The sequence below is a fragment of the Tenuibacillus multivorans genome (assembly GCF_900103915.1).
Lineage (GTDB): Bacteria > Bacillota > Bacilli > Bacillales > Alkalibacillaceae > Tenuibacillus > Tenuibacillus multivorans.
On sequence record NZ_FNIG01000002.1, the window covers coordinates 44,294 to 57,785 of the forward strand.

A 13,492-nucleotide genomic window follows, 5' to 3' on the forward strand; every position below is an offset into this window, starting at 1 on the left:
CTTGATATAAAAAATTGAGAAGGCATTTCTATGTACTTCGACATGAATCTTCTACCTCCTCAAATACTATATCATGGATAACCCACAAATGGAAATATTAAATTAATTTTTAAAATTATGAACTAGTCGTCGTTTGTTCCTCCTGTTGGTAATTGCTGACTAGCACTTTTCTAGGCTTACTACCTTCATAAGGACCTACAATCCCGCGTTCTTCCATGGCATCTATTAATCTTGCGGCACGCGTATATCCAACACGGAATTTTCGTTGTAGCATGGATACACTAGCACTTTGCATCTCAACAATTAAATGAACAGCATCTTCATATAAATCATCATCGACATCATTCACAACCTCATTCGTTTCATCTGGAATCATGTCCTCTTGATATTGTGCCTTCTGTTGTTCAATACAGAAATCAACGATTCGTTCAACTTCTGCATCTGATAAAAACGCACCCTGTATTCTTGTTGGTTTAGAAGCACCAACTGGAATAAAGAGCATGTCCCCTTTTCCTAGAAGTTTCTCAGCTCCGCCACCGTCTAAGATCGTTCTAGAATCGGTTTGAGATGAAACACTAAAGGCAATTCGTGATGGAATATTCGCTTTAATAACACCCGTAATAACGTCAACGGAAGGCCGTTGTGTCGCGATAATGAGGTGAATTCCTGCTGCACGAGCCATTTGCGCTAGTCGCGTAATCGAATCTTCAACTTCATTAGAAGCTACCATCATTAAATCGGCAAGCTCATCGATTAACACCACAACATACGGTAGATGCGGATGATTTTCATCCTCTTGTTCATTAATTTTATCGACATATTCGTTATAGCCTTCGATATTCCGTGTACCTGTTTCAGAGAATAAATCATATCGTCTCTCCATTTCAGAGACAATTTTCTTAAGCGCTTGAGAAGCCTTCTTCGGATCTGTTACAACAGGTGCTAATAAGTGCGGAATACCATTATAAACGTTTAGTTCAACCTTCTTCGGGTCAATCATCATCATTTTGACCTCGTGTGGCTTGGCTCTTAATAAGATACTTGTAATAATGCCGTTGACACACACACTTTTACCGCTACCCGTTGCACCAGCAATTAATAAGTGCGGCATCTTATTTAGCTCAGACGTCACCGCTTCACCTGCAATATCTCGGCCTAAACCAAATAATAATTTGGAAGGATGGTTCTGTGCGTTTTGAACGACTTCACGTAAAGATACTTGAGCAACCTCCGTATTCGGCACTTCAATCCCTATTGCTGATTTACCTGGAATTGGTGCTTCTATACGAATGTCTTTAGCTGCAAGTGCTAGGGCTAAATCATCATGCAAATTAACAATTTTACTTACTTTAACCCCTACGTCTGGATAAACTTCATATTTCGTGACAGCTGGTCCAACATGAACTTTGGTAACTTTGGCTTTAACTCCAAAGCTATGAAAGGTACGCTCTAATTTGTTCACGGTCGATTGAATTTGCGATTTTTCATGCTGTTGTGAATGAGCGACTGGATTTTTTAATAGTTGTATAGATGGTAGTTTATAAGATTCATTTTCTACCTCTGTTAACGGCAGATCCTCCATCTCCTCTGATGATTGTTCGTTATCCTCTTGTTTTAGTTGCTCTGTCCATTGCTTCGTTTCTAGTTCTTGTTGACCATCATTTTCAACATATTGCTGAAAATCTTCAATCACGGGTTGGGATTCTGTCGGTTTAATTTCATCGTTTTCGATACTGTAAGTTGTCTCAAGCTTTTCATCCTGTTCCTTGGCTTCTTGTTTAGCTTGCTTCTTTTCTTTACGATTAGTAGAAGCCTTTTGGAAAACCGCACCAAGTCTCTTAAACACTTTCTTAAATAAATCAGAGATCGATTGTTCTGTTAATAACATAAATCCAATAAGAACACCAAATACAGCTAAAACTTTTGCTCCAGCAGCGGATAATAAATAATAACTTGAAGCAAATAGTAGGGCTCCAGCCATACCTGCACCTATGTATCCATAAGACACCTGACCTTCTTGGTAGGCTTCAAAATAGTCCCATGTTAAACCAAAAATATTTTGATGAGGTATTTGATTAATTATGGGTTCAAATGATTGTACGTGTGTAAATAATAAAACAGCAGCAAACATGATATAAAAACCTATCCATCTTGGTGCTGAAAATTCTGGCCATTTACGTTTTGTCATTAAATAGATTCCTAAGATTAATAGAAATAAACTAACAGCAATGTACCAGAAGCCAAACAACCATTTAAACAACGTTGTAAAGACGTGAGGAATGACACCTTCACCTATCGTACTAATACCGCTTGAAAAAATAGCGAATAAAATAAGCACTAAACCAATGAGTTCAAACTGCAAAACATTACGTTTTTTTCTTTTTGTCTGTTTTTTCTTTTTTCGTTTTGCCATCATAACCACCTCAATAGAAAAACATGGCTTATCTTTTTTATAAAAATAAGGAAGCAGCCGGTAGTGGCTGCTTGGATGTGTTAATTATTATACCATAGATATCCAGTGATTTGGATAAGTCTTTATAAGTAAAATGTCGTTCCAGGCTGTAAATCTTTGTTTAAATAATCAGCTGGATCCGTTGATACCATGTGTACAATTTGGTATCCGTTTAAATCTGGATCTCTTTTTAATTTAACTGTCGCATGATTTAGATTAACAAATTGATAGACCCCATCATCTTCATCTTCAAAAATTTCTTCTTCATGCAATGGTGTATATAAAATCATTGTATCACCTGCTCCCCTTTATTAGACTCAATTAATTCATTAAGCTTAACGATAGCTTCATGAACGCCTCCGACATCGTCAATCAATCCAGAATCTACAGCAGTCTTCCCAACTACATTTGTTCCAATATCACGTGTTAAATTTCCTTTAGCAAACATTAACTCTTTAAAGTCATCTTCACTTATATTTGAATTCTTAGTTACAAAATTGATAACACGGTCTTGCATTTTGTCTAAATATTCAAATGTTTGCGGAACACCAATAACTAACCCAGTTAGACGAATTGGATGAATCGTCATCGTGGCTGTTTCTGTAATAAATGAGTGGTTAGCCGATACGGCGATAGGAACACCGATTGAATGTCCTCCACCTAACACAATAGAAACAGTTGGTTTAGAAATCGATGAAATCATTTCTGAAATAGCTAAGCCTGCTTCAACATCTCCACCAACAGTATTTAATAATAAAATTACACCTTCAATTTTTGGGTTTTGTTCAATGGCTATGATTTGCGGTATGATATGCTCATACTTTGTTGTTTTATTCTTTTGTGGTAATTGAAGGTGACCTTCTATTTGCCCAATAATTGGCATCACATGAATATTGGATTCTGGAGCTTGTGGCACATTAGTTTGACCTAACTGTTTAATCTTATCAACTAATGAATTGGATCCATCTTGATTATTTTGATCATTTTGTTGATCATCATTTTGTTGATCTTGTTTCTTATCTTGATCTGACATGTTAAACACCTACCTTTTCCCCTAGTGTTTAACAAATGATTTATCTTCATACAAAAAGAGCCCATTCTCATCGTAAGAATGGAACCCTTTTCTTTTATAATCCTACATCCTGATACAGCTGTTTTTCTTCCTCAGCCGATAAAGGCACTAATGGTAATCTGACTGAACCAACTAAAATACCTGCTTTATTCAATGCCGTTTTAACAGGTGACGGTGAAGGGGCTTTAAAGAACGCTTCCATTTTAGGTAATAAATATCGATGCATGGCCGCGGCCTTTCCAACATCCCCTTGGAAATAGGCCTTAACCATTTCTTGCATTTCATTACCCAATAAATGCGAGGAAACTGATACAATTCCCTTCCCTCCAACTGATAATACCGGCAACGTAAATCCATCATCACCACTATATAGCATAAAATCGTCATCCGTTTGATCAATAATTTTAGTCATCATAAATAAATCTTGACTAGACTCTTTAACAGCAACGATATTAGGGATTTTGGATAAAGCAATGGTTGTTTCGGGTTCAACATTAATGACTGAACGACCAGGAATATTATATAGCATGATTGGCAACGTGGTTGATTCTGCAATGGCCTTAAAATGTTGATATATACCTTCTTGATTAGGTTTATTATAATACGGCGCAACCGTTAAAACACCATCAACACCTAAGCGCTCAACTTGTTTCGTAAATTCAATCGACGCAAAAGTATTATTACTTCCAGTTCCAGCGATTACCGGAATTCGACCATCAGCAATTTCGACAACCCGTTTATATAACGTTAATTTTTCGGCATTTGTTAAGGTAGGCGATTCACCAGTCGTACCACCTACCACTAAACCATCCGTACCGTTTTTTAGCAAATGTTCAACTAAAATTTCTGTTCGTTCTAAATCTAATTCATTCTGATCATCAAAGGGAGTCACCATTGCTGTTAAAACATTCCCGAAAGTCATGATGTCTAGACTCCTTTCTTACTCAAAAAGCTATCATGAAGGGCGTTGACCGCTTTTTCCAAGTCTTTTTCTTTAATTAATACCCAAATCGTTGTGTGACTATCTGCAGACTGTAAAATTTGGATATGGTTTGTTGCCAAAGCAGTCACAATTTTTGAGGCCACTCCTGGTACACCTTGAATAGCTGCACCGACTGTGGACACCTTAGCACAATCCTTAACAATATTATAACTCAATTCCATCGATTCAATTATAGACTGAGTTAATGACCATTTATCCTTTGGAATGGTAAAGGTTATACCATTAGTTGATATGTTGAAAAAATCAACCGATATATTTGCTTCAGCCAATTTTTGAAACACGTCATCATGAAATTGAATGAGCTGATCTGTAGCTTCAATATTGATTTGAATTAATCCTGATACTTGGGCAATACCTGTTACGAGTCTCTCTTGAATATCTCGATCAATCGTATTATTGACCTTTGATGTAACTAAGGTTCCAGCATTTTCTGAGTAAGTTGAACGAACGCGTATTGGTATTTTTTCTTGCATCGCTATTTCAACAGCACGCGGATGAATAACTTTAGATCCTTGGTAAGCTAAATGTACGATTTCATTATAGGTCATGGCTTTCAATGTTTTGGCATGCTTTACTAAAACAGGATCAGCTGTTTTTATGCCGTCAACATCTGTAAATATATCAACATACTTCGCTTCAAGGGCAGCGCCTAATGCAATCGCAGAAGTATCTGACCCTCCACGCCCTAACGTTGTTATATTGCCAAATTGATCTTGCCCTTGAAAACCGGCTACCACAATGACCTGATTTGTTTGAAGTAACGTTTCGATAAGTTCTGTGTTTATTTTATTGATTCGTGCATCAGTGAAATCATTTGTTGTCAGTATTCCCGCCTGAGCACCTGTAATGGACGCGGCTGAGATACCGTGTTGAATGAGTTCATTCGTAAAAATGACAGATGAAATAACCTCTCCACATGACATGAGTAAATCCAATTCTCTATTGGTCACATGGTTATTTGGATAATTAACCAATCCAAGTAATGTATCCGTTGCATAGGGTTCATCTTTTCGACCCATAGCTGAAACAACAGCGACAATTTGGTGTCCTTCCTCCACAGCGTTTTTGACATGCTCGATCGCATGACTTCTTACTTCTGAATTCCGGACCGATGTTCCGCCGAATTTTTGTACTAAAACTGTCATTTCACACCTCTATGATGTTATTAGTCTTGTTGAATAAATGCCTGTGCGATCTGCACTGAATTCCAAGCTGCTCCTTTTAATAAATTATCTGATACAACCCAAAAATGAAAACCATTTGGAACATCTAAGTCTTTTCGAATTCTTCCGACAAAGACATCCGTTTTTCCTTCTGATGATAATGGGGTTGGATAAACCTGATTAGCGATATCATCCTCTAATACGATTCCCGGTTGATCTCTTAATGCATCTTGTAAATTTTCAATTGAGACATCATCACCATCAACTTCGATATAAACACTTTCGGCATGTGAATAGAAAAATGGTAGACGTACACATGTTGCAGCCACTTTTAGCTCAGGCTGATGCATGATTTTTTTCGTTTCATTAATCATTTTCATTTCCTCAAATGTGTAGTGATTATCTTCAAATACATCGATTTGAGGCAGTGCATTAAATGCGATTGGATAATGCTTTTCTTCAGACTTAACCGGTAAAATACTGGCTTCAGGCTCTTGACCATCTAACATTTTTCTTGATTGATCTTTTAGTTCTTCTACCGCAGCATTACCCGATCCAGAAACAGACTGATAGGTTGAAACAATCACGCGATTTAAACCAAACTTTTCACGAAGTGGCTCTAATGCAACGACCATCTGAATTGTAGAACAGTTTGGATTTGCAATAATTCCGTTATTTTCATTTATATCCTCTTTATTTACCTCTGGGACAACTAATGGTACATTCTCATCCATTCGGAATGCACTCGTATTATCAATAACGACTGCCCCACGTTCAACCGCTTCATGTGCTAATTGACGTGAAACAGAGCCTCCAGCAGAAAATAAGGCAATTTCAACTCCTTCAAAAGCTTCAGGTTTGGCTTCTTTTATTTCAACTTCTTCTCCTTTAAATACAACATTTTTTCCTGCTGAACGTTTAGAAGCTAATGGATGTAACTGTTTGATTGGAAAGTCGATTTCTTCCATCATTTCTAATATTTTTTGACCCACTGCACCAGTTACACCGACAACTGCTACATCATATTGTTTTTGATTTGCCACAATAATCTCCTCCCTCGAACTAACGTCATTTTATCATATTCTCTAGTTCTTTAAAGGGTTTTATCGATATTCCCTTAAGATGGGTTGAAGTTGTTCCCCGTCAATTGCCTGGTCGATAGTCTCTGGTAACAGATCCATATGAGAGACGAGAGATGTGGCTTTTTTAATTGGATTATCCTGACCAAAAGGTACAAAATAAACATTTTTGGCCACTAATAGCTTCGCTAAATTGGCGCCATTTAATGCTAAAGCATCATTTGTTGATATGGCTAGAACAACAGGATTACGATTTCTTAACGTCGCTTTAGCAGCCATTAGGACGGGTGAATCCGTTAATGCATTCGCAAACTTACTAAGTGAATTTCCCGTTAATGGTGCAATAACCATACAATCTAATGGCTCTTTGGGTCCTAACGGTTCTGCTTCAGGAATACTAGAAATTAAATTTTTATCAGTTATCTCTTGAATTCGGTTTAAATGTTCAGCTGCTTCACCAAATTTCGAATCCGTTGATTGAACGGTATACGATACGATTGGCACAACGTCTGCACCTAAATCCATTAATCGTTGCATCTGAGGAAAAACATCATCATATGTGCAATGTGAGCCTGTTAAACCAAAACCAATTCTTTTTCCTTCTAGATTCAATGAGATCATGCCCCTTTCTTACGCATTCTCTAAAATGATGTTATGAATGACGCGGGCTAAGATCTTCCCAGCTGTGTTAGATGCCACTAAACCAGGTAAACTGGGTGCTAAAAATGCCTTGATTCCTCGCTTTTTAGCAAATCGAAAATCGACTCCACCTGGTTTTGATGCGATGTCAATGATTAGACTATTTTTCGGTAATGCACTAATAATGGATGGTGTTACCACTAACGCAGGAATGGTATTAATTAAGATATCACAATGTTTCATGGATTCCTGAAGATCCTCTTCGGCAATTGGTGTTGCTTGATATTCATAAATTCGTGCTAGTTCATCTGCGTGTTTTGAATAGACAGAAACATTGGCTCCTACTCCTTGAAACGTGTGAACCAGCGTTTTACCGACTCGACCTAAGCCAAGAATCGTAACATTGGAGTTATGAATCGTAAAGTCAGTATGCTGAATCGCAAACATCAATGTTCCTTCTGCCGTTGGAATAGAGTTATAAATGGCAACATCATTTCGATCAAATAATTTAATGATCCGGTTCTCGAATTCCTTTAATTCACTTAAATATGGCGTCATAATTCCTGTAAATAACAAGCAATCTTCCGGAAATTGATTGAGCCACTCTTCTGTGATTAATGGAGATTCTTCTGTAAAATGCGCTTCCGCATAGCCTTCCTGATCCAATCCCGTAATAGGCAAAATAATCGCATCGATTTTTTCTTGTGGAATACTATCTAAATCAGATACATAGATCCCATTTAAGTCATCTTCAACTTCATCAAATCCAATTACATACACCGATGCATCCTTTTCCACTAATTGATGCATCATCTCAATATAGCGCGCATCTCCACCAATCACGACAACTGTTTTACCCGTTAACAATTTTATCACCTCACCAGCGTCATTCAGCCCAATATATCCTATGACATAACCCTAAAAAAGTGAAAAAACTGACTCACATATTTTAATGAGAGTCAGTCTGAAAGGGTATTTGGCTTAACAATTATCATATCATCACCAATTACCTCAATATCCTTCCATTTAATTTTTGCTCTTGATTCACCTTTTTTAAGACCTAACATTGAAAAATCTTGAATAACAATCGATTCAATACGACCATTTGTGGGATTAATTTCAAGATCTGTATGCCCTAAAATTCCAAGTCGCTCTCCTTTATAGGCATCAATTAATTCTTTTCCCGTTAAATCCTTGTATCGCATAACATCACCTTCACTATGACGTATTACTACATTATACGTTAGAAGGTAAAATACATGCCTTTGAAGGTTGATTTTTAAATATATAATCAGCTATTTTTTGTATTTCATTTAACGTTACGTTTTCAAAAGCTTGAATTAACTCATTAACAGTCAGATGAGACTGCTCAAGTAATTCATTTCTACCATTATGATGCATACGACTATTTGGATTCTCCATTCCAAGAACAATTTGTCCATTTAATTGCTGTAATGTTTTATCTAATTCCTTACGCGTTATTCCATGCTGTTTTATATCTTCAATGATTTTATATATTTCATCTTCTAATAAATCCAATTGCTCTGTTGTTGTCGCACCATAAATCGTTAATAAGCCATTATCACGAAACGAACTATGATAAGAAAAAATGGAATAGGTTAAACCCATTTCCTCGCGTATTTTTTGAAAAAGACGCGAACTCATGCTTCCGCCAAACACATTATTGAGTACCGTTAAAGCATAAATCGAATGATCACCGATATGAACACCGGGATAACCTAAGCATAAATGAGCCTGTGATGTTTCTTTCTTTTTTAATAGTGTTTCATTAGAATAGCTTGTCGTAAGCAAATCATTCGATGATGACTTATCTGGAATAGTTGAAAATAGCTTATCAATTTTATTATCAAAGCCTTCTGGAATACTGCCTGCAACCGAAATAACAATTCGATCTGAAGAATAATATTGGTCTTTATAGCTTAGAATTTTATCCCTGTCTATTTGTTTTAGAGCTTCCTCATCACCGAGTATAGGGAAGGATAAAGGGTGATTTCCAAAACTAACGTTATGTAAATAATCATGAATGATATCATCGGGTGTATCTTCAGTCATCGCAATTTCTTCATAAATAACATTCTTTTCTCTTTCTAATTCTTCCTCATTAAAACTTGAATTAAAAAACATATCAAACATAAGGTCTAATACTTCATGCGCGTTTTGATCCAAAACCTTAGCATATAAACACGTGTATTCTTTAGATGTGAACGCATTAGCGTGACCACCGATGGTATCAAACGATTCGGCAATATTTCGTGCTGAACGTGTTGGAGTTCCTTTAAACAACATATGTTCAATCAGATGTGAAATACCATTATTGCGGTTTGTCTCATTTCTTGAACCAGATAATATCCATATGCCAATCGAAGTAGAGCGTATTGATGGCATTGGTTCCTCAACGACACGTACCCCGTTTGATAATTGATATCTGTTTATCAACTTTCTCCCCCCACTCATTAAGAAACTCGCCTTTAGGCGAGTCGACTGAAGCATTTTCTTTCATTTTTTGAATGAATCGATGTTATTTCGAGCTATCTTCAGTTTCTTGTTGATCCTTTAATGCAGCTTTACGTGACAAATTAACACGACCTTGTTGGTCAATTTCCTTAACTTTGACTAACATTTCATCGCCAATTTTGGCTACATCGGTTACGTTTTTTACGTGCTTTTCGTCCAATTCGCTAATATGGACTAATCCATCTTTTCCACTAAACAATTCAACAAATGCACCGAATTTTTCGATACGTTTAACCTTACCAAGGTAAATTTGCCCGACTTCTACCTCACGTACTAAATCTTGAATAATTTTAATAGCTTGTTCGATTTTTTCTCGGTGTGGTGAAGAAATATAAATCGTACCATCTTGTTCAATGTCAATTTTGACGTCAGTTTCTTCAATAATTTTATTAATTTGCTTACCGCTAGGACCAATAACATCACGGATTTTATCTGGTTTAATAGACATAGACTCAATTTTTGGCGCGTATTCAGATAATTCTTCTCTCGGTTCTTCAATCGTGCTTAGCATGTGATCTAGTATATCCATACGACCTTTTTTCGCTTGGGTTAAAGCTTCTTCTAGGATTTCTCTAGATAATCCTTCTACTTTAATATCCATTTGTAGAGCTGTAACTCCTTGAGATGTACCTGCAACCTTGAAATCCATGTCGCCAAGTGCATCTTCCATGCCTTGAATGTCTGTTAAAATGGTGTAATGTTCACCAGATTTCACTAATCCCATAGCAATCCCTGCTACTGGTGCCTTAATCGGAACACCGGCATCCATCATTGCCATTGTACCAGCACAAATACTCGCCTGAGAGGTTGAACCATTTGATTCGAGAATCTCAGATACAACACGCAATGTATATGGAAATTCACTTTCATCTGGAATAATAGGATCTAAAGCTCTTTCACCTAATGCACCATGTCCAATTTCACGACGACCTGGACCTCTGATTGGCCCTGTTTCTCCAACACTATATTGTGGGAAGTTGTAATGATGCATGAAACGTTTTTCTTCTTCTAAATCAAGTCCATCAAGTACTTGTACATCACCTAATGCACCTAAAGTACAAACACTTAAAGCTTGAGTTTGACCACGAGTAAACATGGATGAACCATGAGTGCGCGGTAATACACTTGTACGAGATGATAATGGACGAATTTCATCAACCTGTCTTCCATCAGGGCGAATTTTTTCCTCTGTGATTAAACGTCTCACTTCTGCTTTAACCATTTGATCCAACACGGCTTTAACTTGAGAAATTTTTTCTTCTTCTGCCTCAGACGCTTCATAATGTTCAACAATCTCACCTTTAACCGTATCAATGGCTTCTTCTCGAGCCTTTTTATCATGTGTCTGAATAGCAGCTATAAGCTTATCTTTAGCTACTTCATTCACTTCCATGATAACTTCCTCATCGGGTGTGAATAATTCTACTTCCATTTTTTCTTTACCAACCTCTTGTGCAACCTCTTCCTGAAATGCGACAAGTCTTTTAATTTCCTCGTGTCCAAACATGATAGCCTCAAGCATGATATCTTCTGGAACCTCTTGGGCACCTGCTTCAACCATATTAATGGCATCTTTCGTACCCGCAACGGTTAAATCGATATCGCTTTCTTTCGCTTGTTCAATAGTTGGATTAATAACAAATTCACCATTAATTCGACCAACGTTTACCCCAGCAATCGGACCTTCAAATGGAATATCTGAAATGGAAAGGGCTAACGAAGATCCAATCATGGCCGCAATTTCTGAAGAACAGTCTTGATCAACACTCATAACTGTACTAATCACTTGAACTTCATTACGGAAACCGTCAGCAAACAATGGTCGAATTGGACGGTCAATTAAACGTGATGCTAATACCGCTTTCTCACTCGGTTTACCTTCTCGTTTAATGAATCCACCCGGTATTTTACCAACAGCATATAATCTTTCTTCATAATTAATTGTTAACGGGAAAAACGGAAGGTCCTTTGGTTCATTTGAAGCTGTTGCAGCTACTAATACAGATGTATCGCCATAACGTACCATACATGAGCCATTAGCTTGCTTGGCTACTTCGCCTACTTCGAACGTTAAGGTTCTACCTGCTACATCAATCGAAAAAGATTTCATTTCATTGGACATTGATTGAATACTCCTCTCAAAACTGTAAAACTATGTAAACGTAAAGAAAAAGCGGGTGTATCCCCCGCTTTTCCGTTATTATCTACGTAGTCCTAATTTGTTAATCAAATCACGATAGCGTTGGACGTCTTTATTACGTAAATAGTTTAATAAATGACGTCGTTTACCAACCATTTTCATCAATCCACGACGAGAGTGATGATCTTTATTATGCTCACTTAAGTGTTCATTTAGCGTATTAATTTGCTCAGTAAGGATAGCTACTTGAACTTCTGGTGAACCTGTATCATTTTCGTGAGTTTTGAATTCTTTAATAAGCTCTAGTTTACGTTCTTGTGAAATGGCCATCCCTTTTCACCTCCTATTTTTAATCCCCTTGTTCCTCGCACCCGTCGGTGAATCGTAATGCCAAGAAAAAGGTTATTTAAACACATTATTACGATACATTCTTTTAACTGAAAATGCAAGTGATTTTATGTCTGAATTTGAAAGAAATTTTTCGTTTCGACTTCATCTTCTTTCATTCGACTAATGAGTTGTTCTGCATTGTCAAATTTTTCCTCGTCACGAACATAATAACGGAATTCAACATCTATCATGATACCATAGATATCCTCATTAAAATCGAACAGATTCACTTCAACAAGCGGGCGTGGAACATCATCTGTGAAAGTCGGATTATAACCAACGTTAGCCATTCCATAATAGTATTTATTATTAACCAATGCCTGAACAGCATATACGCCTACTTTGGGAAGTTTATGTTCAAGAGGGACAGCTAAATTCGCTGTCGGATATCCAATCGTCCGTCCTCTTTGTTCGCCTTTAACAACTTCTGCAGATATTAGATATGGGTGACCTAACAAATTTTCAACTAAGGTCATATCTCCTTGGTCTAAAGTTTCCCTTATCCGAGTTGAACTGACTTTCTCTTGTTTATAAGTGACCTTATCTACGACTGAATATGTGAGTTGTTCACCAGCATACTGCTTCATGTTTTGAATTTTTCCTGCTCCTTTATGACCAAAGGAAAAATCATATCCGCCTACGACATGTTGAACATTTTGCTCTATAAAAAACTTTTGCACAAAATCCTCCGGTGATAATTGAGCCAACTCTTTATTAAAAGTCACAATAAACATATAATCAACATTCATACTTTCTAAGTACTTCTTCTTTTCTTCTAAACTTGTAATTAAGAAATCTTCTAGCTGTGTTTGTTTTAACACAGATAACGGATGTGGATGAAAGGTCATAACGGCACTTTTAAACCCACGATCATTCGCTACATCAATCGCTGTTTGAATAACTTGCTGATGACCTTTATGTACGCCGTCAAAATAGCCGACAGCCATGCTTGTTTCTTCAATATCTTTTACAAGGTGGTTTGGATAGGTTAACTCAAAGATCTGCATTAAACATCACCT

Annotated in this window: 13 protein-coding genes; all 13 read right to left on the minus strand. The window is 37.0% G+C overall.

The features are described 5' to 3' along the window. Nucleotides 1-115 precede the first annotated feature (115 nt). Nucleotides 116-2,416, minus strand: a complete 2,301-nt coding sequence (locus BLP77_RS02885) for an FtsK/SpoIIIE family DNA translocase (protein WP_093855616.1) — start codon at nt 2,414-2,416, stop codon at nt 116-118. A gap of 119 nt (nt 2,417-2,535) precedes the next feature. Then, a complete protein-coding gene (locus tag BLP77_RS02890; RefSeq protein ID WP_093855617.1) occupies nt 2,536-2,742 on the minus strand; it encodes a YlzJ-like family protein in 207 nt (68 codons plus the stop codon). After that, nucleotides 2,739-3,485 (minus strand): ClpP family protease, encoded by a 747-nt coding sequence (locus BLP77_RS02895; RefSeq protein WP_093855979.1) that lies wholly within the window; start codon nt 3,483-3,485, stop codon nt 2,739-2,741. Before BLP77_RS02895 ends, BLP77_RS02890 begins: the two co-directional genes overlap by 4 nt. 94 nt (nt 3,486-3,579) lie before the next feature. After that, nucleotides 3,580-4,449, minus strand: a complete 870-nt coding sequence (gene dapA, locus BLP77_RS02900; protein WP_093855618.1) for a 4-hydroxy-tetrahydrodipicolinate synthase — start codon at nt 4,447-4,449, stop codon at nt 3,580-3,582. A gap of 2 nt (nt 4,450-4,451) precedes the next feature. Beyond that, nucleotides 4,452-5,672 carry an aspartate kinase gene (gene dapG, locus BLP77_RS02905; protein WP_093855619.1) on the minus strand — a complete coding sequence of 407 codons (1,221 nt, stop codon included), beginning with the start codon at nt 5,670-5,672 and terminating at the stop codon, nt 4,452-4,454. Nucleotides 5,673-5,692: 20 nt separating this feature from the next. After that, nucleotides 5,693-6,733, minus strand: a complete 1,041-nt coding sequence (locus BLP77_RS02910) for an aspartate-semialdehyde dehydrogenase (RefSeq protein WP_093855620.1) — start codon at nt 6,731-6,733, stop codon at nt 5,693-5,695. A 60-nt stretch (nt 6,734-6,793) separates the two neighbouring features. Next, a complete protein-coding gene (locus BLP77_RS02915; protein WP_093855621.1) occupies nt 6,794-7,381 on the minus strand; it encodes a dipicolinate synthase subunit B in 588 nt (195 codons plus the stop codon). 18 nt (nt 7,382-7,399) lie between these two features. Then, complete coding sequence (gene dpaA / locus BLP77_RS02920; RefSeq protein WP_093855622.1) at nt 7,400-8,275, minus strand: dipicolinic acid synthetase subunit A; 876 nt, start codon at nt 8,273-8,275, stop codon at nt 7,400-7,402. 92 nt (nt 8,276-8,367) lie between these two features. Then, a complete protein-coding gene (locus BLP77_RS02925; RefSeq protein ID WP_093855623.1) occupies nt 8,368-8,613 on the minus strand; it encodes a YlmC/YmxH family sporulation protein in 246 nt (81 codons plus the stop codon). Between the two features lie 31 nt (nt 8,614-8,644). Continuing rightward, nucleotides 8,645-9,865, minus strand: a complete 1,221-nt coding sequence (locus BLP77_RS02930) for a M16 family metallopeptidase (RefSeq protein ID WP_093855624.1) — start codon at nt 9,863-9,865, stop codon at nt 8,645-8,647. A gap of 82 nt (nt 9,866-9,947) precedes the next feature. After that, a complete protein-coding gene (pnp, locus tag BLP77_RS02935) occupies nt 9,948-12,065 on the minus strand; it encodes a polyribonucleotide nucleotidyltransferase (RefSeq protein WP_093855625.1) in 2,118 nt (705 codons plus the stop codon). 78 nt (nt 12,066-12,143) lie between these two features. Then, nucleotides 12,144-12,413, minus strand: a complete 270-nt coding sequence (gene rpsO, locus BLP77_RS02940) for a 30S ribosomal protein S15 (protein WP_093855626.1) — start codon at nt 12,411-12,413, stop codon at nt 12,144-12,146. A gap of 125 nt (nt 12,414-12,538) precedes the next feature. After that, nucleotides 12,539-13,480 carry a bifunctional riboflavin kinase/FAD synthetase gene (locus tag BLP77_RS02945; RefSeq protein WP_093855627.1) on the minus strand — a complete coding sequence of 314 codons (942 nt, stop codon included), beginning with the start codon at nt 13,478-13,480 and terminating at the stop codon, nt 12,539-12,541. Between the last annotated feature and the right edge of the window lie 12 nt (nt 13,481-13,492).

Bases quoted from the DNA above. Each gene is read 5' to 3' on its own strand.
- dapG (WP_093855619.1), bottom strand. From the start codon at position 5,672: ATGACAGTTTTAGTACAAAAATTCGGCGGAACATCGGTCCGGAATTCA.
- rpsO (WP_093855626.1), bottom strand. From the start codon at position 12,413: ATGGCCATTTCACAAGAACGTAAACTAGAGCTTATTAAAGAATTCAAA.
- pnp (WP_093855625.1), bottom strand. From the start codon at position 12,065: ATGTCCAATGAAATGAAATCTTTTTCGATTGATGTAGCAGGTAGAACC.
- BLP77_RS02945 (WP_093855627.1), bottom strand. From the start codon at position 13,480: ATGCAGATCTTTGAGTTAACCTATCCAAACCACCTTGTAAAAGATATT.
- BLP77_RS02925 (WP_093855623.1), bottom strand. From the start codon at position 8,613: ATGCGATACAAGGATTTAACGGGAAAAGAATTAATTGATGCCTATAAA.
- BLP77_RS02895 (WP_093855979.1), bottom strand. From the start codon at position 3,485: ATGTCAGATCAAGATAAGAAACAAGATCAACAAAATGATGATCAACAA.
- BLP77_RS02885 (WP_093855616.1), bottom strand. From the start codon at position 2,416: ATGATGGCAAAACGAAAAAAGAAAAAACAGACAAAAAGAAAAAAACGT.
- BLP77_RS02890 (WP_093855617.1), bottom strand. From the start codon at position 2,742: ATGATTTTATATACACCATTGCATGAAGAAGAAATTTTTGAAGATGAA.